The following is a 22,417-nucleotide window of genomic DNA, read 5'->3' as shown; positions in this document are numbered from 1 at the left end:
AAAACATAAAATTAATTGATAGGATAATCGGAATGCGTTATCATGACTGGGCTATGGTCTGCCAAATCTACGCCCAAAATCTTTTTTATTTTCACTATAGTCAAAATCAGACTCATTTCTTATTTTTATCACCGAAGTTATCGAAATCATCACGCTTAGTAAAGTTGTCGGATATATCGGTGTTTTTTTTGTGGAGGTTGCGTTTTTTACCTTTTTCATTTTTCTTCTTTAACCTATCTAATTTATTTAGGTTACCTAAATCACATAAATTATTTAAATTAACTAAGTTCTCGCTGTTCTTTGCGCCACTGCTTTTATTGTCATATACGCAGGGTTCTCAGGCATTAACGGCGCATACATCAAGGGAAATTGAGGGTAAGGCACCGTATTTAACGTTTGATGATGGGCGAACTAAGGTGACTTCGACAGATAATCTATTAGCTATTGAGTTGCCGGATGGTACAACCCTCAAGCCATCAACTAACACATCAAGTTCGAAAAATCCGATACAGCTAGTTAATGGAGCTACTTTTAATGATATACACATGGTGGTGCCATTATCGGTAAATACAGTCAGTTTAAATGACTTAATTACTCAAGGTAATTGGGGAGATGACGATGGGGATGGTCAGGGTACTAATGGTGTTACTGCGATGGGGAGTGTATCGGTGAGTTTTACTGATGCGGATAATAATACTGTAAGTCGTAGTGATGCATTAGATATTTGTAAGGCGCCTTATAAGATGACATTAAGTAGTACAGGAGGGGATTTACAAACAAAGTACGGGTTACCTAATACAAGAAATTTTAGTAGTCAAACAGTGACGTATTATATTACTCCGTATAGTGGTCCTCGTATTTGTTTTGTCAGGCCGAGTACTCATTCTTCCTCCTTCGAACCCTCTGGCATGGTTCCTGATAAGGGATTTTTAGTTCAGTCAACAAGTTCGTCATCTTATGGCCTTAATTTTCCAACAACGGGGGGGGATGGTTTGTATTTTGATTTACTCATAGCTGGGGTTGATGCGAGTCAGTTGACATGGTCTTCAGTCTCGCGTGGAGGGATAACAGCTACGGTGAGTTGGAGACTGCCAAAACAAGGCGGCGAAGAAGATTCGTGGATTGATGATGAAGATAGATCCAGTTATGTAACGCGAGTAACTTTAACGGGACCTAGGGCAAGTGATGCTCAAATGCAGTCAGATAATCCTAGCCCTTTAACCATACCATCTTTGCCACAGACATTTGAGTTGGTGGGTAGAGATAGTAGTGGGAATGAGGTGAAGTATGGATTTGTGTTGAGGCAGTGGTTTGTCCATCGGGGTGATAAATGGGATTATTGGTCTAACCAAATATCTTGGTGTGGTCGTTTGGGTTATCGTGCGCCAAAGCTCAAGGAGTTAACTAACGCGAAGTGTGGTTCAGATGATCGGTTTCCATGTTATGATGGCATAGATGGTGCCACGCCGTCGTCAAATACACGGTATCACACGAGTTATATAGGCGCAGGATTTTTCACGGAGTGGGACGACGTAGAACTTTATTTCGATGAAATGAACTACGAGATGAGCTTCAGAAGTTCAACCTGGACAAGCGACGCTACAGATAACGGTGTCATCTTTCGTGTCGATGGCGGTACTGTCTTCCTCGATGATGGGTCGCACCGCAATTACATTTATTGCACCACACCTTAGCTTTTATTTCTTAGCCCTTACCCCTTAGGTCGTGGAGAGGGAGATGGTGCAAACAGAGGATAATTTATTAAAGAATAGCGCCCTAGCGTAGTTGGGGCGCTTTATTGAGAGTACGTTTGTTGTGGTTTAAATTCGAAGTTTATTTTGTTCAACAAAGCTAATACGTCCGAAACCACTGCCCCCAATCAATTGTAATCACAAAAAAGCATTGATTTATTGAAGTTTTCTGATGAAATGGCTTATTAAAAACTTCAATAAAATCAATGACTTTTCTGACCGATTTTTATACTCCCCTATCCCCCTACATCGTTATAATAAATGAACATCAATTGCTATTTTGTTATTATCTAAGGAAGTTATTTGGGCGGTTCTACGTTAAGAAATCACAGATTTCTTGCTGTGATTTGAGTGTTCTAATATTTTGTAGGACGTCTGCTGCTTGAGCATAGTGCTGTTTTAAGTAAGTAAGCCACTGTTTGATGCGTGCAGAATGATAAAGTGGTTTAACGTCATCAATGGAGGATGTCGCATAAAGGATTAATATTTCCATCACTTGTTGCCAACTGAATGCTGATTGTTCAGTTCTAATCATATTGGCTAAGTTCGGAATCGTTAAAATACCACGGCCTAGCATAATATCGTTAGTTTGGCTTTGATTTATGCAATTTTTTGCATCCTCAATAGAGAAAATTTCACCATTGGCAATAACAGGAATATTTAGCTGTTGCTTGATTTGGCCTATTGTTTGCCAATCTATTTTTTCGGCTTTATAACCATCTTCTTTGGTTCTGCCATGAATAGCAATTTCATTGGCACCGGCAAGTTCAATGGCGCTAGCGATTTCGTTGCAATGTGATTTATTATCCCACCCTAAGCGAATTTTGACTGATAATTGATTTGTTGCCCCTATTGCTTGCCTGACTTGGCTGACAATATTAAATATCTGTTCGGGATATTGTAATAAATAAGCGCCTCCGTGACTGCCAACCACCGTTTTGGCGGGGCAACCAAAATTGATATCTATTCCATAAGAGCCTAACTCAATGGCTTTAACGGCATTTTCAGCCATCCATTCTGGTGATTGCCCAAGAATTTGGATGCGAACTGGCGTGCCTGATTTAGTTTTACCATTATTGTAAAGTTCGGGGCATAGGCGGTAAAAAGTCCGATTAGATAATTTGTGATGTGTCACTCTGATAAATTCCGTCACACAATAATCAAATTGGTTGATATTGGTTAAAAGTTGCCTTACTTGATAATCAAGTACGCCTTCCATGGGGGCTAAAATTATTCGTTTAATTTTCATTGGGGAAACCTAGTTGGTTTTATCATTGCCACAAATACGACAATTTAGTTGTTTGGTGAGTTTAATTTGGTTAAATTCCATAGTCATGGTATCAATCATTAATACACGTCCAATTAATGGTTTTCCATATTGGGTTAGTACTTTTATCGCTTCTAAGGCTTGCATTGAGCCGAACATGCCAACCAGCGGTGCCATGACGCCAGTTTCAATACAAGTTAACTGATCTTTACCAAATAAACGGCTCAAACAGTGATAACAAGGTTCATTAGGCTGATAAGTAAATACGCTTAATAATCCTTCCATACGGATCGCAGCGCCAGAAACTAGAGGTTTTTTTATTTGAAAACAGCAACGATTAATTTGCTGGCGGGTAATTAAATTATCTGTACAGTCAATGACAATATCATGTTGTTTTATTAGTGAAATTAAATGGTTATCATCGAGCTTTTGATTTACTGTATCAATAATAATATTTGTATTGAGCTTGTGTAATGTTTGTTGAGCTACTTCTACTTTGTATTGATTAATCGATTTGTCAGTATATAAAATCTGTCGATTTAAGTTAGATTTTGATACGGTATCAAAATCAGCTAAGGTTAATTTACCAACACCAGCAGCCGTTAAATAAAGTGAAGCAGCACAACCTAAACCGCCTAAACCAATAATAAGTGCTGAGCTATTTTTTAAGATTTGTTGCTTATCAATATCAAAGCCTCGTAGGGTTATTTGCCGGTCATAACGAAATAACTCTTGATTGGTAAGCTGTTGCATATGGTATTTGTGTTGTTAGTGTTGAAAACTATATTATAATTATAGCAGAAACTTGGCACAACAAAGTGCCAAGAGTAATTAAGATTATTTATCAAAGCTAGATAAGAATTTTAAATATTCGTCCTTAGTCATTAATGGTTTATACTCTGATATTAGTTTTTGTGCTGGTTTAGCATCATCATAAAGTAAATCGATAATGGTACAAGCCATCATCTGTGCAGGACGAATATAAGCCATCTCTTCATCAAATACGGTGTAATCTTTACCATGTAGCACACCTCTAACTGAACCAATCCACGGGTGGCTAACTGGCATAATGTGGGATAGATCGCCTGTATCCGTGCTTCCTGTCATATGAGGGGCAATAGAAACATTTTCTTCACCAATTAATGCTTCAGCATTATGTTTTAAAAGCTCGTTAAGTGTTGGATTATTATTTAATGGTAGATAACCAGGCAAATCTTTAATTTCACAGGTTGCACCAACAGCCATTGCACCAGCTTTTAAGGCGCGATTAATTCGTTCATTAGCGTCGATCATAGCTGGAACATTGCCTGCCCGTACATAGCTTTCCATTCTTACATCACTTGGTACCACATTGACTAAGTCGCCACCTTGAGTAATGATGGGGTGAAATCGAATATAGTCTTTTTCTTGAAAGGTTTCGCGTATGGCATGTACGCCCATCATTCCCATCATAGCGGCATTTAAGGCATTTACTCCAGCATGTGGCGCTGCTGCTGCGTGCGACGCTTCGCCTTTATATTTAATCAGTTTGCCGATAAAACCATTACTGGTTGTTGATATTTCAATAAAACCATCTTGGCGGTCATTGGGTACGCTAGTTAAGTGTATTTGTAGTGCCATATCGATATCATCAAATTCACCGCGCGAGATTAACTCTGGTTTACCGCCAATATATTTGATTTTACCTTCCTCAATAAGGCGATTACGATATGTGATTTCAACATATTCTTCAGCTGGAACCGCAAAAGGTACTACATCCCCCGCTAAAAATTGCATGGCGCCAGAATCTATTAGCCCCATAGTCACAGCCATCATATTGGCAATTTGAGCATTATGACCACAGCAGTGTGCCGCGCCAGATATTTCATCAGCAGCAGGATGATCAGCGCAAATAATGGCATCAAGCTCCCCTATAACAGCAATGCTATACTTACTGCATTTGCCCCCTTTTAAGCGGCCTTTTACCCCCGTTATTGCTAATTTATTTTTAAATGGTACGCCCAGTTTTTCAAAGCTTTCTTCAACTTTTTTGGCCGTCTTGTGTTCTTTGTAACCAAGTTCAGGCTCTGCCCAAATTGATTCGGCGACCGCCTTGATATCGGCCTTACGATTTGCAATAGCAATACAAACCTTCTTTTTAAGTTCTTCTTTTGTCATAAATTAAATCCTAATCCAAATTAGATAACACCTTCCCAATGTAAGGTGATTTGCGCAATGATTGCTGCAAAAATAAAGGTACCTGAAAACACCGCTAAAGAAACCGGAATGATTCGCCACGAGATATTTTTAAATAATGCTAAATCTTTGCCAATAGCAAGCCCTGCATAAGCAAGTACCGGAGTACAAACAGCCAATAAAGAAACCTTGTCAGTAATTGAAACAATCTGCTCATGAAAAGGGAAAATAGGTGATGAAGCGGTTGCTGCAACGACTGATACCCATAATATGACAGGCAGTTTGTTGCATAAAGGAATCTTGCTAATAATATATCCAACAATTGATATGGCAACTAAAATTGATAATGCTTCTATTGACTGCATAAAGTCAATTTTATAGCCAACAGTATTACCGGCTGCCATAATAATGGCAACTAAGATCAATAAAAAAACTGTTTCTAAAAACTTCATTATAGTGCTCCTTCTTTATGACAATTACGACGTAAACGGCTAAAAGTGTTATACAAGAAAGAGGCAAAAGGTAATGAAAATAATGTATAAATATAAATACCAACAATGCTAGACATTAAGTTCGCTGTCGTGGCATAGGCTTTAATATCTTCACTTATTTCTGGATAAAGATCACTTATTGGTGCCAGTGACGCAGCCATCATACTACCACTTCCAACGCCTGCGCCCATGGCTAAGGCGTAAGGGTGGAGAATATCTAATTTTGCCATCACACTGGCTAGTATACTCATCCATATAGCACCATAAAGTGTGCCACAAATATACATTGCCATAACACCTCGACCTTCGGCAGAGTCCAATCCGTATTTATCGGCAACAATTGCGATATTGGGTTCACGGGCAACAGAGTAGGTTGCTCCAACTGCTTCGCGTTTCATACCTAGCATCATTGCTAGTGGTAAACCAAGTAAAATGGTGCCAGCAAAATGACCTAACTCTTGAAAGATTAATGCCGATTTTGCATCTTCTAGAATCATTTCTATTTTTGGCCCCACAGAAAGCCCCAATTTGGCGATAAGTAGCATTAACGTTACCATCATGATGGCGCTAGCATGATTCATATTTTTTAGATTTAATATTTTAAATTTTGGTAGGCTGATTATACCGCCAATAATCATGGCATATAACATGGGATATAATGTGATAATCCAAATAGATTGTTTGCCAATAAACTCACAGAATAAAACGACTATCATTGCGAGTAAATGCACTTTGTAGTCTTTTAAAATTTCCATTCCTGCTCCTTTTTTATTTTTATCTATTTTATACTAGGGTCGCCCCTAAGGTATTTTGAAAATGCTTTAAAGCCCATTGATGGCCGATAGGATCAAAGCTTGCAACTGCGTTTTTGTGAATAACTATTTTATAACCTAAGTTATAAGCATCAACAGCCGTATGTAAAATGCAAATATCAGTACAAACACCAATTAAATGAATTTCAGTTATATGTCTTTCGCGTAAGCGAAGATCGAGATCTGTGCCACAAAATGCTGAGTAGTGGCGTTTATTGATCCAATAAATATTGGTTGAATTTCGCTGTTTTTGATAGATTTGCTGTAAATGGCCGAATAATTGTTGTCCAACTGTTCCGACAATATTATGAGGTGGGAAGAGTGAATTTTCAGGATGATATGTATCTGAAGGTTCATGGGCATCAATAGCAAAAACGACAAACTGATTATTTTTAATAAATGATTCAGTTATATTTAATATTTCGGGCTCAATTTGTTGACCCACAGAACCAGTAGTTAACGCACCATCGTCAGCAATGAAGTCATTAGTGTAGTCAATTGAAATTAAAGCTTTCATATCAAGTTAATAATATCTAAATCATACTAAAGCTTAGTAATAAATATTTGATATGACAAGTTTTAAATGAATCATTTTCCGATTTCATCAAGAAAAAAGGAATTTAATTTTGTTATCCTATTGAATTTAAAATAATTTGTAAAATTACCTATAAAGTAAAATTATTATCATCAACCGAGTATAAATAAATTAAATAGTGATTATTTTAAAACATAGGCTTTATCCCCTGATAAATTGCTCTATAATAATTGCTATTTTTGACAATTGCACACAGGATATATTTAATGAGAACAATTTATTGCGGACAACTAAACGCAAATTATATTAATCAAGACGTCACATTATGTGGATGGGTCAATAAACGCCGTGATTTAGGTGGAATGATTTTTATTGATATGCGTGATCGTGAAGGAATTGTGCAAGTTTTTTTTGATCCTGATTATCAACAAGCATACCAATTAGCTGGCGAGTTACGTAATGAATTTTGTATCCAAATTAAAGGCAAGGTAAGAGCAAGACCAGAAGGGCAAATTAATAAAGATATGGCGACAGGTGAGGTTGAAATTTTAGCCACCGAGTTGACTATATTTAACCGTAGTGATGTTTTACCGCTTGATTTCAATCAAAACAACAGCGAAGAACAACGTTTAAAATATCGTTATATTGATTTGCGTCGCCCTGAAATGGCAACGATTTTTAAAACTCGGGCAAAAATTACCGCTTTTGTTCGCTCATTTATGAATGAACATGGCTTTTTAGATATCGAAACACCGATGTTGACTAAAGCAACACCTGAAGGCGCTCGTGATTATTTGGTGCCAAGCAGAATTCATAAAGGTGAGTTTTACGCACTACCGCAATCACCACAACTATTTAAGCAATTATTAATGATGTCAGGATTTGATCGATATTATCAAATTGTAAAATGTTTTCGTGATGAAGACTTACGTGCTGACCGTCAACCTGAATTTACCCAAATTGACGTTGAAACATCGTTTATGACAGCCGAACAAGTGCGTGATGTTATGGAACAGATGATCCGTGAACTTTGGTTGCATGTAAAAAATGTGGATTTAGGAAAGTTCCCTATTATGACTTTTGCTGAAGCAATGCGTCGTTATGGTAGTGATAAACCCGATTTACGTAATCCCCTTGAAATTATTGATGTGGCTGATTTGGTTAAAGATGTCGATTTTAAAGTGTTTTCAACACCAGCTAATGATCCTAAAGGGCGTGTAGCTTTACTTTGTGTACCAAATGGTGCGCAATTAACTCGTAAACAACTTGATGAGTATACACAATTCATTTCGGTTTATGGTGCTAAAGGTATGGCATGGATTAAGGTTAATGAACGTAGTAAGGGGTTAGATGGTGTACAAAGCCCTGTGGCAAAATTCTTTAATGAATCGCAAATGGAAGCATTACTTAATCGCGCCAGTGCTAAAGATGGTGATATTTTATTATTTGGTGCTGATAGCTATAAAGTGGTGAGCGATGCACTAGGGGCATTACGTTTGAAAGTCGGTAAAGATTTAGCGTTAACCGATGAAAATAAATGGGCTGTACTTTGGGTGGTTGATTTCCCGATGTTTGAAGAAACCGATGAAGGGTTAAGTGCGATGCATCATCCATTTACGTCACCAAAAGATTATTCGCCAGAAGATCTTATTAAAAATCCTGAGAATGCGGTTGCTAATGCCTATGATATGGTCATTAATGGTTATGAAGTTGGAGGGGGATCTGTCCGTATTCACCGTAGTGAAATGCAACAGGCCGTTTTTTCAATTTTAGGTATTAACGAACATGATCAACGTGAGAAATTTGGGTTTTTACTTGATGCATTGAAATACGGTACGCCACCACATGCAGGATTAGCCTTCGGTTTAGATAGGTTAAGTATGTTATTAGCCGGAACGGATAATATTCGCGATGTGATAGCATTTCCTAAAACAACTGCGGCAACTTGTTTACTTACCGATGCGCCAAGCCCAGCAAATGCAGCAGCTTTGACTGAACTGGGTATTGAAGTAAGTAAAAAATAGTCATATTTGATGCAAAAATTTAAAAATCCTGAATCTGTTCTGGTAGTCATTTTCTGCCAGACAACAAAACGTTGCCTTATGTTACAACGCCAAGATGATCCCCATTTTTGGCAATCAGTAACAGGTAGTATGGAGGCTCATGAATCGCCACAAGAAACAGCAATTCGTGAAGTTTTAGAAGAAACAGGTATTGATATTCTTGGTCAAAATCTTGAATTAATTGATGTAGAGCATATCGTTGAATTTGAAATTTTTCCACAATTCAGGCATCGATATGCGCCAGATGTTACGGTAAATAAAGAACATTGGTTTTATCTTCCTCTTATTGACGAGATAACGCCAATACTTACCGAACATTTAGCTTATCAATGGCTTAAGATTGATGATGCCGCCAATCTTACTTTATCTCCCAATAACAGTGAAGCTATCGGTAACATTCATCGTTTGATTGAATCGAATTAAGAGGTAGGAAATGAAATCGAATCTATATGCTATTGTGTTATCCTTTTTATACTTTTTTGTATCAACTAGCCATGCAGATATAGACATAAAAAAATGTCAACCTAATCAAAATGATCATGTTATTTTTAATGATGATGATGATAAAATCGCTAAAAAAATCATTGATTATAAATTACATGATCAATCAGAAAAACACGAATATATTATTATTAAGATATTTGCTAATGAAAATCACGATGATCGCAATGATTGGATCGCTTCTTTTTTATTTGATGATAAATTTGAACAATATCTCCTTTACCAAGTTGATCAGAATCAATTTATTGATATCGATGAAAAACAATTTGACGCTTTATCATCTAAAATTATTGAATGTAATCAAGATAAACAAACGCCTATATATAGGAAGGTTTTGCCGTAGTTAGGCTATATAGTTAGGTTATGTAGTTAGACTGATAAATAAGTGAGTATTAAGGATTAAAAATATTCTGGGTTTAGTTAACTCAAGGTTAGTTAGTAATAGAGAGTCATAATAAATGAATTTTTCAAATTTTCGGGATTTTTTAGATTATCTTGAGCAACACGGTGAGTTAAAGCGGATTTCGTTCCCTGTTAACCCTTATCTTGAAATGACCGAAATTGCTGATCGCATTTTACGTAGTGAAGGCCCAGCTTTATTATTCGAAAACCCAATTGGTTATGATATGCCTGTTTTATGTAATTTGTTTGGCACAGCTAAACGTGTTGCGATGGGAATGGGGCGCAAAGATACTTCAGCTTTGCGTGAAATTGGTGAGCTATTGGCATTTTTGCGTGAGCCCGATCCACCAAAAGGGATACGGCAATTTTTTAATGTCTTGCCTAAATATAAACAAGTACTAAATATGCCTGTTAAACGTCGTTCATCGGCGCCATGCCAAGAGATGGTTTTTAAAGATGATGATGTGGATTTGACCCGTTTACCTATTATGCATTGTTGGCCTGATGATGTGGCACCATTGCTGTCTTGGGGATTAACTATTACCAAAGGTCCTTATAAAGAACGGCAAAATGTGGGAATTTACCGTTTGCAATTATTAGGTAAAAATAAACTAATTATGCGCTGGCTTTCACATCGTGGCGGAGCACTTGATTTTGCTGAGTGGCAACAAGCGCATCCTAACGAGAGATTTCCTGTTAGTGTCGCTATTGGTGCTGATCCCGCAACTATTTTAGGTGCAGTGACACCAGTGCCAGACACGTTACCCGAATATGCTTTTTCAGGATTATTGCGCGGTAGTCGAACAGAGGTCGTCAAATCGTTATCAAGTGATTTAGACGTTCCTGCCAGTGCCGAGATAATTCTTGAAGGTTATATTGATCCTAATGAGCTAGCATCAGAAGGACCCTATGGCGATCACACGGGTTATTATAATGAGGTAGAACAATTTGCTGTCTTTACGGTGACGCATTTAACTCACCGTAAAGACGCCATTTATCATTCAACTTATACAGGCAGGCCACCAGATGAGCCGGCGATAATGGGACTGGCGTTAAATGAAGTCTTTATTCCAATTTTACAAAAACAGTTTCCTGAAATTGTTGATTTTTATCTACCGCCTGAAGGATGTTCATATCGTATTGCGATTGTGACAATTAAAAAACAATATCCTGGCCATGCTAAAAGAATCATGATGGGAGTGTGGTCTTATCTGCGACAATTTATGTACACTAAATTTGTGATTGTCTGTGATGATGACATTAATGCCCGAGACTGGAAAGATGTGATGTGGGCGATTTCTACTCGCATGGATCCACAGCGTGATACGACTTTTATCGATAATACACCGATCGATTACTTAGACTTTGCTTCACCAGTTTCTGGATTAGGCTCTAAAATGGGATTGGATGCCACGAATAAATGGTCTGGTGAAACAAATCGAGAGTGGGGCAAAATCATTAAAAAAGATCCTAAAGTTATTGCTCGAATTGACGAAATCTGGAATGAACTTGGTTTATAGTATTATCGTTATCGCATTTTTTATTATGGTAAAGTTAAAAAACTCATTAGGTGTGATACAGAAGAATAGAATTGCAAAAGACAAAATGCGCATTAAAGAATTTATTCCTATAAATGAATAAACAGTATATTGAAGATAAAAATAATGCGCTAAATAATTTTCTTTTTAAAGATGGCAATAATATTGATATCGTTGTTCAATCTTAATCAAATTTTTTGTTATCGACCTTATGTGGCATGATGATTCAACTTTATTGATTAATAATGTTTTATTTTAAAAATAGTATAAATAAAATAACCCAAATAAGTCTTAAACAAAAACTATTCCTTTTAGATGCATTTATGTATAATTATAGGTAACCTCATAAAAATTAGAAAAAATGAAAAAAATCAAGATATTATTTGTATTGTTATTATCCATTTCTTATTGTGTACAGGCCACCAGTTATAAGGCACAGCCAGATGATACTCAATTAAAGCTTAAAGAATCAGATTTATTGCTTCCCGCTTTGCGTTTATCTGCAGAAAAAGGTAATGCAGAAGCACAATATTCGTTAGGAAGTGTTTATAAACAAGGCTTGGGCGTTGAAGTTAGTGATGTTCGTGCTTTTTTCTGGTATAAAAAAGCAGCAGAACAGGGGCTAGCTAAAGCACAAAATAATCTAGCATTAATGTATCAAAGTGGCTTGGGTACTAATCGCGATTTTAATGAAGCCGTTAAATATTTCAAATTAGCGGCAGATCAAAATTATGCATTGGCTAAATACAATTTAGCTTTAATGTATCAACAAGGTGAAGGTGTTGAAAAAAACACATTGACCGCAATTGATTATTTTACACAAGCAGGTGATAGCGGGATTTATGACGCTTATTTAAATCTTGGAATTATGTATTTTTTTGGTGATGGCATAAAAGAAGATCGTATGATTGCGGCTGATTGGTTTAGTAAAGCAGCTAAAGAAAATATGCCAGAAGCGCAATATTATTTAGGACTAATGTCAGAAAAAGGAGATGGTTTAACCCAAGATTATATGGCTGCTAGTTATTTTTATACACAAGCAGCAGAACGGGGGCACGTACTTGCTATGTATAATTTAGCTATTATGTACGCCACAGGTACCGGAGCTAAACCTGATAATACGCAAGCAGCATATTGGTTTACTAAAGCTGCCGAAGCTGGCAATGCCGATGCTCAATATAATATTGGTGTAATGTATGATGTAGGTGGTGGTGTTTCTAAAGACGATAAGAAAGCCGTTGAGTGGTATCTAAAAGCGGCAGAGCAAGGCAGTGTTGATGCACAATATAATTTAGGCATTAAATATCTAGAAGGTAAAGGCACAGATCAAGATAACGATCGTGCCATTTATTGGTTTACTAAAGCTAGCGAACAAGGAGACCAAGACGCTAAAACCTATTTAGAACACTTATTACCTAAAAAATAAAAGTGCTGTATTTTTGCTTTATCCAGAATTTCGCATACCAGCTGCAATGCCAGAAATGGTGATCATGAGCCCTTGTTCTACTATAATATTGTCATCGCCGCAGTGTTTCCGTGAACGGCTTAATAACTCTACTTGTAATAAGTTTAATGGCTCAATATAGGTATTACGCAAGGCTACAGACTGTGCGATCCAAGGCAAATCAGCCATTAAACTAACATCATCGGTGATCGTTAGCACAGTATTGATATCTTGGGTTAACAAATTTCTTAATTCTTCGCCTAGTGGCCATAAAGCAGGATCGACCAAACGTTGCTCATAATATTCGTGGATATCAGGCGCCGATTTGGCGTAAACCATTTCAAGCATGCCTAATCGAGCATTAAAAAAAGGCCACTTGTGATACATTTCTTTAAGAAGCTCTTTTTTTCCCTCCTCGATGACAGATCTCAGTGCGTTACCGGCTCCAAGCCAAGATGGTAGCATTAATCGGTTTTGTGTCCAGGCAAAAATCCATGGAATAGCACGTAAGCTTTCAATCCCCCCTCCCGTTCGACGTTTTTGTGGTCTGGAGCCTAGTGGTAATCTGCCTAATTCAACCTCTGGCGTTACCGCTCTAAAATAATCAACAAAATCAGCTCGTTCGCGTACATAACTGCGATAGCAATTGCAGGAAAGTTCCGACATTTCATCCATAATATGGCGCCATGCTTGTTTTGGTGCTGGTGGGGGCAATAAATTGGCTTGTAAAATCGCTGAGGTATAAAGCATTAGGCTACTGAGAGCAACTTCTGGTAAACCAAGTTTAAAACGAATCATTTCACCTTGTTCGGTAACTCTAAGCCCACTTTTTAACGATCCAGGTGGTTGAGAAAGTAGAGCTGCATGAGCAGGCGCACCACCACGACCAATTGAGCCACCTCGACCATGGAATAATACTAAATTAATATTATATTTTTCAAATAAGCTAACTAATTCTTCTTGCGATCGATACTGTGCCCAAGATGCGGCAAGTGTACCTGCATCTTTAGCCGAATCAGAATAACCTATCATCACCATTTGCTTACCTTGGATTTTGTCACGATACCAAGGTATATCCAGCAGCTTTTGCATAACCGATTTAGCGTTATTTAAATCTTCTAATGTTTCAAATAATGGCGCAACAGGGATATACTTTTGGCAATCAACGATTTTCAATAATAAGTAAACAGCTAAAATATCTGAAGGCGCCTTAGCCATTGATATTACGTAAGAAGCAATTGATTCTTCGCCTGCTTTTTTGATAACTCGACAAGTATCTAATACTTCTTGAACTGTTTCATCTGGTTGCCAGTTATAAGGTAGTAATGGTCGGTTAGATTGCAACTCAGTTAATAAAAATACTTGTTTTTCTTCCTCTGACCATTTTGCATAGCTACCTAAATTCAGTTCTTGGGTCAACGCATCAAGTGCCTGAATATGTACAGAACTATCTTGACGAATATCTAATCTAACCAACTGTAAACCAAAGCTTTTTATCCGCCGTAAAGTATCAAGTAATGGACCATGGGCAATTGTTGACATGCCATTATCAATTAATGATTCATAACAGGTATAAAGTGGCGCCCATAACTGTTCATTTTTAATTAAAATATCTCTAGGTGGTAGTACTTGTTCATTATTCAGTAAAGCTTCAATATAATTGTGAGTTTTTATTAAACGAGTGCGTAACTGTTTCATTACGGCTCGATAGGGCTCGGAAACGGTTTTGTTCTTTTCATCTAATAGATCGATAACAGATTGGCTACATTCTGTCATTGAAAGTTCACGGACAAGTATTTGAATATCAGATAAAAATAATTCAATTGACTTTAATCTAGCTTGTAACATTACTTTTTCTGTCACTTTTGCTGTCACATTTGGATTTCCGTCACGATCACCGCCCATCCATGAAGTAAATTTTATGGGAACATGTTCAACGGATAGTTGTTCATCAAAAGTATCAACCAACTGGTCATTAAGTTCACGTAAGAATAAAGGCACGCCTTGCCATAAACTATCTTCAATGACAGAAAATCCCCATTTAGCTTCATCGATTGGGCTTGGGCGTTTTTTTCGGATTTCATCGGTATACCAAGCTTGGCAAACTAACTGTTTCAAGCGCCGCATAATCCGTTCTATCTCATAATCAGCTAAATCATCATGATCAAGCTGAGATAAACAGTTATTAATTGCGGTATAGGTGTTTATCATGGTTCTACGATTGATTTCAGTTGGATGAGCGGTTAATACTAATTCAATTGATAAATCATTAATTGCTTTGGTAATGGTTTCATTTGAAAAATTAAGTTTTTTTAGAGTACTAAATAATTCAGTCATTTTTTTAGGGCTACTAGAAGCTTCCCCATGCGGTGAAATACCATAATACTCAGCAGCAGTGTTAACTAAGTTCAAAAATTGGTTAAATGCGCGTGCAACATGCAATAGATCATCATCATTCAGATTTTCAATTAATTTGAGTAGCTCATTATGTGCTTGAACGTTTCCTTGTTGAGCTGATTTTGATAATTGTCTTATTTTTTCGACTAAATCGAATGTTTCATTGCCTGTGGCACGTTTAATCGCATTGCCTAGTAAAGTACCCAGCATATTGACATTACTTCGCATTGAGGAGTATTGGTTATTCATGATTTTCTCGTTTTTGATTTTATTATGCCTAAGATCCTTTAAAATGCATGAAAAAAATGGCAGTTTAATGACATCGGTATAATTGTTGGTTAACTTGCTTAAGATATATACTTTATAACAATGTTGCTTTGAATTTAAATAATAAAATTTTATGGTTTTTATTGTTTTTAATTGTTTTAATTATATTTACTTCAAAATATTAATAAGTAAAAATATTTCTTTAATTTTGAAATGTTCGTCTAAATAGTATTTAGCTGGTTTATTTTTCAGTGAACACAGTGTTGCAAACTGTATATTAATATCATTTGGGTATATACTAACAGTATTATGAATATGTATTGGATAATTAGATGATCGCTGTTTTTTATATCGCGTCGATTATTGCTGTTATTGCTAGTATAAAAGTGATTAGTAGCTTGCGAGTTGATAAGGCAATTTTGTACCTTATTATTTCGCTGTTTGCTTCAGCGTCGATATTTATTCTACTTAATACCTATTTTTCTGCTGTTATATATATATTATTGTTTATTGGTGGAACAACGGCTCTTTTTTATGTTGTCGCTTCAATTTTGGCAATTCGTGTTGATAATATAGAAACAAAAAAACAAGGCATTAGCCCCAAAATTTGGTTAGGGCCATTAATTTTAGCTTTTATTTTGTTAGTCGCGCTTATTTATGGTGTAGTAACGGCCAACTATTCGGAGCTGAAAGAGTCTCATGAATTAATGCATGAAATGTCTGTATATGCATACATTTTAATGGCTGAATTAGCTATATTTTTATTATTAGGTGCAGCTGTGATTGCTTATCATTTTATGCATCGGCTGTTGTCGGAGAAATAATATGATCCCACTTATGCATTGTCTTATCTTTGCTTCTATTTTATTTGTGATCGGCTTATTAGGGGTAATGATTCGACGCAATCTCTATTTTCTGTTGCTTAGCCTGATGATTATGAATAATGGTGCAATCGTTGCGTTGTTTTCGGCAAGTAGTTATTGGCAACAATCTGATGGACAAGTACTTGCAATACTCGCGGTAATAACAGCCCTAGCAGAGATTTGTGTTGGGCTAGCATTAATGATGAAACTATTCTACCGCCGAAAAACCTTAAATATTGACTCACTGAGTGAGATGAAAGGATGAATCTACTTTATTTAACTATCATTGTTCCCTTGCTTTCTTTTTTTGGATTAATTTGCCTAGGGAGGCATATACGCTCAATTAATGTAATAATTATAGGCATCAGTACTATGCTCATCATTGCATTAATTACGGTATTTTCATGTATTGATTTTTATTCAAATACAGTGCCCGACATGACGCTAATCTATACTAGGCTATTATGGAATTGGATTTCTGTTGGTGATTTCGTTATACCTTTATCTTTGACACTAGATGGTTTATCACTAACTTTTTTAGTGCTAATCTCATTTTTTGGTTTCTTGATCTATTTTTTTGCAGCTTGTTATTTGACGTTAAGAAAGGATATTTATACTTTTTATGCTTACAGTAACTTATTAATTGCTAGCATGTTAACTATTATATTAGTTGATAATTTATTTGTTATGCTAATTGGTTGGGAAGGTGTGAGCATAAGTACTTACTTACTTATTGGTATTTACTATCAACAAGCGCGTAATGGCTATGCTGCAGTGAAAGCATTTATCGTTATGCATTTAACGGATATATTTTTAATCATTGGTATATTTTTACTTTATCAGACTTTAAACACATTAAATATTCATGATGTTTTGGTGCAAGCACATGATAATTTAGCGGTTGATTCAGACATTATATTCTGGATAACTTTAATGTTATTCCTTGGAGCAATGAGTAAATCTGCACTGTTTCCCATGCATTCATGGTTTGCCGAAACAACATTAGCGCCAATGCCTGCGGTAGCTTTATTACAGTCATCAACAGTTATTTTAGCTGGGGTATATTTAGTTTTAAGATTAAGTAATTTGTTTATGATGTCGAGCGATGTTTTAGCTATTATATCGATGATTTCATCATTAACGATATTATTTGCTAGTACTATTGCATTAGTGCAGTACGATATTAAACGAATTATCACGTATATTAATTTAGCGCAAATTAGTTACCTTTTTTATGCTTTTTCAACACAAAGTTGGAATTTGTCTTTGAATTGCTTAATTAATTACTCCGTAACAAGCACATTGTTAATTTTAGCCTCATCTATTGTAATTAAAAAATGCCAAGGTGAGCGTGATATAAGCAAATTAGGCGGTTTAATTAAATCTTTTCCAACGCTGTATATTGTATTTTTGTTAATTATGCTTTCACTCAGTGCTATTCCTTGGATTTCGGCATCATTTTATATCAAAGGAGATATCATTTGGGGAGTAATGGCGCAGGGTAGATTAATATCTGGAACGATTGGTCTGATAGGTATTTTATTTTCTAGCTTAGGCATTTGGCGTTTAATTTCAATGGTATTTTATCATAAACAAAGATGGTATGATTTTACAAAAATAAAATGGATAAGCTATAGCCCAATTTTTATCTTATTGGTATTTACTACCGCTTTATTTATTCATTTTCCGTTACCGATTCATGGCATTATTCCATTAGGCAAGTTAGATACTAATGGGCAATTGCCTTTTCAACTACTATTAGCCGCAGTGACAGGTTTGAGCTTTCTTATTGCCTACATTTTATATGTGCGCCCTAATAGCGAAGTGCGAGAAGTACTTAATACACCAATGATTAAATTATTTTTACGTTTGTGTAATAGTGATTGGCGTTATGATTATTTATTAAATTGCTTATTTGTTAAACCTTATATCTATCTAGCTAAATTATTAAAAAAAGATCCTATTGCTTTATGGGATAATTGGATAATGTTGGGCATAAAAAAAATAAACGCATTTATCGTTGATCTAGAAAATGGGCAAATTAGATGGTATATGGTTTCGATGGTTATAGGCAGTATTATTATATTAATGTTACTGATTTTCATTTAATAAAGGTGTAATCATTCATGTTGTTATGGCTTGTTTTTTTACCTGTAATAGGCGGATTTGTTGGTTGGTTATGCCATGCATGTTTACAAAGAGGGGTAGTTTCCATCAACGTACAAAAGCGTTGGTCAAAATTACCCATAATTGTCGCATTTACCACAATTTGTATTACATTATCGATAGCGATTGTATTATGGATAGATGCCGCTGAAACACTAAAGCAAGGCGCAAACTGGGGAAAGGAAATTAATCTAGAGTGGATCCCATTACTAGGCATCCGTTTTCATCTTGTTTTAGATGGCTTATCAATGGTTGTTATTACCTCAACATTATTTATTGTATTATTGACTATTGTTTATTCTAGTAAAGAAAATTTAAACAATCTTGGTTTATTTTACCTGTGCCTATTATTTATGACATCAACCATTATGATGTTGTTTGTCGCCACTGACTTATTTTTAATGTTCTTTCTGTGGGAAGCTGTGGCAATACCGGTCTATTTTTTGATCTCCTTATGGGGGCGCCGAGATTCGAGCTCGCAATTACGCTTTAATGGGGCAAGCAAATTTTTGATTTATACCCAATTAAGCAGTTTGCTCATGCTAATTTCAATCGTTTCATTGGCACTAATCAACTGGAACTTAACAGGTCATTGGACATTTGATTCTCAGGAATTAATAAAAACACCAATATCAAGCCATACTGAATTTTTACTGATGTTAGGCTTTTTAGCTGCTTTGATAGTACGCATTCCTTTTGTTCCCTTTCATGGTTGGCTTGTTGAAGCCCATATTGAATCTTCAACAACTGGCTCAATGATGATTAGTGGATTATTACTCAATACAGCAGCATTTGGTTTATTACGTTTTGTTATACCACTATTTCCTAATGCTTCAATCATGATTATGCCATTGATGTTAGCTTGTGCACTGGCTACTGTTGTTTATGCAGCATTGCTTGCATTCAATCAAACCGATATTAAAAAACTTGTTGCTTATATTCATATCGCTTTAATGGGATTTGTTACTGCAATAATCTATAGCGGTTCTATTATTGCTTATCAAGGTGTAGTTATCCAGATGATAGCCATCAATTTAGCAATCGTTGGTATGTTTATAATTAGTGGGTTATTGGTTGAATGTTATTCCACTCGGAATATAAACCAGTTCACTGGGTTAAAAGGACGAGTGCCTTATCTATCTTCGTTAACTTTATATTTTATATTAGCTGTGTTAGGTATTCCAGGTACAGCTAATTTTGTTGGTAATTATATGATGTTACTTGGTAGTTATAACACATTTTCTTTTTATACCATTTTGCTAGTAATTGGCTTATTATTATTGTCTATTTCATTTATCGTGCGTATGCAGCCAATATTCTATGGCGCCGCAGATAAAGAGGCTTCCACAAAACATCTACTTAGTAAAAAAGATATTTTGTTATTATCAAGCATCTTAATTGTCCTTATTTTTATTGGTTTGTATCCACAACTGATTTTAGATATGTCTTATTCTATCATGAATCAAACACAACAATACATAACCACAGAACGAGTGGGAGAGTAATAATCTATGATAGCTTTATCGCCTATTTTTGTACTAAGCATTGCCATCATTGTTGTGTTATTTTCATTATTTGTTTTTAAAATAAGCACTAAAGGATGTACTATTTTAACTATTTGTGGATTAACATGTGCGTTAGCTTGTTCCGCGGTAGTTGGCTATAAAATTTCATTTAATGCACAAGCTATTGCAGATATCAGTAGTGATAATATGCAATTATCGGTATCAGTTTCAGACGCCAATAAAGAACTAACTCCATCAACTGAAGAAACGATAGCAATTGATACTGTGTCTACTGATGATGTGGACAAACAAAATGAAAACATTGATGACAACGTCAACAACAGTAAGATTGATAAGACAAATATTGATGCTAATTCAAACACTGATAATAGTTCAATAGATGAGTGGAAAGCGCACCATATCACTGCACTTTTTACTTGTGATGGTTATGGGTTGCTTTATACCAGTTTGATTTTAATGATATCTATTGCTGTAGCCTGTTTTGCTTATCGTTGGTTCCGGCAAGAAAAGATTCATCACGGACTATTTTATTTAATCCTACTTTTCATGACATTAGGTGGAGTAACACTCTTATACGCAAGCCATCTCATTGCATTTTTTATTGGGATTGAACTGTTATCTATTCCATTTGTAGGGTTAATTGGCTATCAATATACACAGACTCATTCATTAGAAGCAGCAGTTAAATACATGATTTTATCTGCTATTGCCAGTGTATTTTTATTGATAGGGATTGCATTTTATTATGCAACTACTGGTGAGCTAACATTCAGTGGGCTAAGTTATCAACTCTCAACGATGACTTACCCAAGTACATTATTACTGATGGGTGTTTGTTTGATGTTAGTTGGTATTGGTTTTAAATTATCTCTCGTTCCATTCCAACTTTGGCTACCCGATGTTTATCAAGGCGCACCAACGGTTGTTGCTTTATTATTATCAACAGTTGGAAAGGTAGCAGTTTTTTGTGCCATTGCTAGGCTGTTTTTATTGGCACCGATTGTGAACAATGAAACAATCCGTATTATTTTAGTTATTATGGCTTTTTGTTCTATTTTATGGGGCAATCTATTGGCATTGATGCAAAGTAGCTTAAAGCGAGTACTTGCTTACTCCTCAATTGCACATTTTGGCTATTTATTTACAGCGTTAATTGCTGTGCAATATCAAGTACTTGCGTTAGAAACTATTGGCGTTTATCTCATTGGCTATATTTTAGCTAATATCTGTATTTTAGGCACAATCAGCTTAGATTCCCATTCAGATGAACTACAAGATCATGAAAATGAGATCGATCTTTCAGGTCTATTTTGGCGAAGACCAATTCTTGCGCTAGCTATGGGGATTGGTTTTTTATCTTTAGCTGGTACACCATTAACCGCAGGTTTTGTCGGTCGATTTTTACTGGTGCTATTAGGTGTTACAGCAGAATTATGGTGGTTAGTTGCTGCTGTAGTGATTGGTAGTGCATTAGGACTTTATTTTTATGCTCGCTTAATTATCAATCTTTATATAAAACCAATTAACTGTGATGGAAAAATGTTAAGTGGAGCCTCGATTAAGTTAAAATGGACTAATATTAGAATAAGCGAATTAATCATCGTATTATGTGCCTTATTGACGATGCTTTGCGGAATTTACCCTAAATGGTTATTTAACTTAGTTAGCATGGCTCAATATTTAACCACATAATGAGCCTGTATCAGCTTCCTTTAATTCAATAGTGGAGTCATATTAACTAAAATAAATAAAACCAGCATTTTATCCTAAAGCATATGTTTTCCTAAGGCTTTTTGACAAGAAATAGTTAATAACAGATTTATTTATTATGTTATAATTCTGACCTTTAAAAATTTATTTTAATCAAGAGGACCAGTATGGACTTTTTAATCTCTAATGCTTATGCCGCAGATGGTAGCCAACCCGGTGGCGATTTTTTCATGCCAATTATGTTAGTTGTGTTTGGTTTATTTTTCTATTTTATGATCATGCGTCCACAACAAAAACGCGCAAAGGCACATCGCGATCTTATGGCTTCTATCTCCAAAGGCGATGAAGTATTAACCAATGGCGGACTTATTGGTCGTGTATCAAAAGTCAACGAAAATGGCTACATAGCGCTAGAATTAAATGATACTACTGAAGTTGTGATCAAGCGTGACTTTATCACATCAGTTTTACCAAAAGGGACAATGAAATCGCTATAATAGGGATCATCT

Annotated in this window: 19 protein-coding genes; 12 read left to right on the top strand and 7 right to left on the bottom strand. The window is 35.9% G+C overall.

Annotation, left to right across the window (positions count from 1 at the left end; translation table 11 throughout):
- Positions 1 to 32: 32 nt before the first annotated feature.
- A complete protein-coding gene (locus A9G47_RS09080) occupies positions 33 to 1,694 on the top strand; it encodes a hypothetical protein (protein ID WP_065566175.1) in 1,662 nt (553 codons plus the stop codon).
- A 370-nt stretch (positions 1,695 to 2,064) separates the two neighbouring features.
- Here the strand turns inward: A9G47_RS09080 and dusC are convergent, their stop codons facing one another.
- The 6 genes from dusC to A9G47_RS09050 form a co-directional block, all read right to left on the bottom strand.
- Complete coding sequence (gene dusC, locus A9G47_RS09075) at positions 2,065 to 3,000, bottom strand: tRNA dihydrouridine(16) synthase DusC (protein WP_065588398.1); 936 nt, start codon at positions 2,998 to 3,000, stop codon at positions 2,065 to 2,067.
- A 9-nt stretch (positions 3,001 to 3,009) separates the two neighbouring features.
- Complete coding sequence (locus tag A9G47_RS09070; RefSeq protein WP_065580144.1) at positions 3,010 to 3,771, bottom strand: molybdopterin-synthase adenylyltransferase MoeB; 762 nt, start codon at positions 3,769 to 3,771, stop codon at positions 3,010 to 3,012.
- 84 nt (positions 3,772 to 3,855) lie between these two features.
- Positions 3,856 to 5,175: an amidohydrolase gene (locus tag A9G47_RS09065; RefSeq protein ID WP_065642731.1), complete on the bottom strand. Its 1,320-nt coding sequence runs from the start codon at positions 5,173 to 5,175 to the stop codon at positions 3,856 to 3,858.
- A gap of 20 nt (positions 5,176 to 5,195) precedes the next feature.
- Positions 5,196 to 5,645, bottom strand: a complete 450-nt coding sequence (locus tag A9G47_RS09060) for a hypothetical protein (protein WP_065580142.1) — start codon at positions 5,643 to 5,645, stop codon at positions 5,196 to 5,198.
- Positions 5,645 to 6,439, bottom strand: coding sequence for a DUF3100 domain-containing protein (locus A9G47_RS09055; RefSeq protein WP_065642730.1), 795 nt, complete (start codon positions 6,437 to 6,439; stop codon positions 5,645 to 5,647). The genes A9G47_RS09060 and A9G47_RS09055 overlap by 1 nt, the downstream gene beginning before the upstream one ends.
- Before the next feature lie 28 nt (positions 6,440 to 6,467).
- Positions 6,468 to 7,013, bottom strand: coding sequence for a cysteine hydrolase family protein (locus tag A9G47_RS09050; RefSeq protein ID WP_065566181.1), 546 nt, complete (start codon positions 7,011 to 7,013; stop codon positions 6,468 to 6,470).
- 284 nt (positions 7,014 to 7,297) lie between these two features.
- On the opposite strand from A9G47_RS09050, the gene aspS reads away from it, so the two are divergent.
- The 5 genes from aspS to A9G47_RS09025 all read left to right on the top strand — a co-directional run bounded on the left by aspS (position 7,298) and on the right by A9G47_RS09025 (position 12,961).
- Positions 7,298 to 9,055, top strand: a complete 1,758-nt coding sequence (aspS, locus tag A9G47_RS09045; RefSeq protein ID WP_065642729.1) for an aspartate--tRNA ligase — start codon at positions 7,298 to 7,300, stop codon at positions 9,053 to 9,055.
- A gap of 9 nt (positions 9,056 to 9,064) precedes the next feature.
- Positions 9,065 to 9,517, top strand: coding sequence for a dihydroneopterin triphosphate diphosphatase (gene nudB / locus A9G47_RS09040; RefSeq protein WP_065580139.1), 453 nt, complete (start codon positions 9,065 to 9,067; stop codon positions 9,515 to 9,517).
- A gap of 10 nt (positions 9,518 to 9,527) precedes the next feature.
- Positions 9,528 to 9,938 (top strand): hypothetical protein, encoded by a 411-nt coding sequence (locus A9G47_RS09035; protein WP_065566184.1) that lies wholly within the window; start codon positions 9,528 to 9,530, stop codon positions 9,936 to 9,938.
- A 115-nt stretch (positions 9,939 to 10,053) separates the two neighbouring features.
- Positions 10,054 to 11,517, top strand: a complete 1,464-nt coding sequence (gene ubiD, locus A9G47_RS09030; protein ID WP_065642728.1) for a 4-hydroxy-3-polyprenylbenzoate decarboxylase — start codon at positions 10,054 to 10,056, stop codon at positions 11,515 to 11,517.
- 379 nt (positions 11,518 to 11,896) lie between these two features.
- On the top strand, positions 11,897 to 12,961 hold the full coding sequence (locus tag A9G47_RS09025; protein WP_065642727.1) for an SEL1-like repeat protein: 1,065 nt from the start codon (positions 11,897 to 11,899) through the stop codon (positions 12,959 to 12,961).
- 18 nt (positions 12,962 to 12,979) lie between these two features.
- On the opposite strand, the gene ppc is transcribed toward A9G47_RS09025, so the two are convergent.
- Complete coding sequence (gene ppc, locus A9G47_RS09020) at positions 12,980 to 15,625, bottom strand: phosphoenolpyruvate carboxylase (RefSeq protein ID WP_065642726.1); 2,646 nt, start codon at positions 15,623 to 15,625, stop codon at positions 12,980 to 12,982.
- Positions 15,626 to 15,975: 350 nt separating this feature from the next.
- On the opposite strand from ppc, the gene A9G47_RS09015 reads away from it, so the two are divergent.
- The 6 genes from A9G47_RS09015 (at position 15,976) to yajC (ending at position 22,405) form a co-directional block, all read left to right on the top strand.
- The gene (locus A9G47_RS09015; protein ID WP_065566188.1) at positions 15,976 to 16,467 is read left to right on the top strand and encodes an NADH-quinone oxidoreductase subunit J; all 492 of its coding nucleotides are present in this window, start codon (positions 15,976 to 15,978) and stop codon (positions 16,465 to 16,467) included.
- A gap of 1 nt (position 16,468) precedes the next feature.
- Entirely contained in the window at positions 16,469 to 16,771 is a 303-nt protein-coding gene (nuoK, locus tag A9G47_RS09010; RefSeq protein WP_065580136.1) for an NADH-quinone oxidoreductase subunit NuoK, read from the top strand.
- 107 nt (positions 16,772 to 16,878) lie between these two features.
- A complete protein-coding gene (locus A9G47_RS09005; RefSeq protein ID WP_065642725.1) occupies positions 16,879 to 18,615 on the top strand; it encodes an NADH-quinone oxidoreductase subunit 5 family protein in 1,737 nt (578 codons plus the stop codon).
- 17 nt (positions 18,616 to 18,632) lie between these two features.
- Positions 18,633 to 20,177 carry a complex I subunit 4 family protein gene (locus A9G47_RS09000; RefSeq protein WP_065642724.1) on the top strand — a complete coding sequence of 515 codons (1,545 nt, stop codon included), beginning with the start codon at positions 18,633 to 18,635 and terminating at the stop codon, positions 20,175 to 20,177.
- Between the two features lie 6 nt (positions 20,178 to 20,183).
- The gene (locus A9G47_RS08995; RefSeq protein WP_065566192.1) at positions 20,184 to 21,890 is read left to right on the top strand and encodes an NADH-quinone oxidoreductase subunit N; all 1,707 of its coding nucleotides are present in this window, start codon (positions 20,184 to 20,186) and stop codon (positions 21,888 to 21,890) included.
- A 185-nt stretch (positions 21,891 to 22,075) separates the two neighbouring features.
- Positions 22,076 to 22,405 carry a preprotein translocase subunit YajC gene (gene yajC / locus A9G47_RS08990; protein WP_065566193.1) on the top strand — a complete coding sequence of 110 codons (330 nt, stop codon included), beginning with the start codon at positions 22,076 to 22,078 and terminating at the stop codon, positions 22,403 to 22,405.
- Positions 22,406 to 22,417: the final 12 nt, after the last annotated feature.

This window comes from Gilliamella sp. WF3-4, assembly GCF_001690275.1.
Classification (GTDB): Bacteria; Pseudomonadota; Gammaproteobacteria; order Enterobacterales; family Orbaceae; genus Gilliamella; species Gilliamella apicola_C.
Note: the sequence above shows the minus strand (reverse complement) of the source record. Positions and strands in the feature narration are given on the sequence as shown.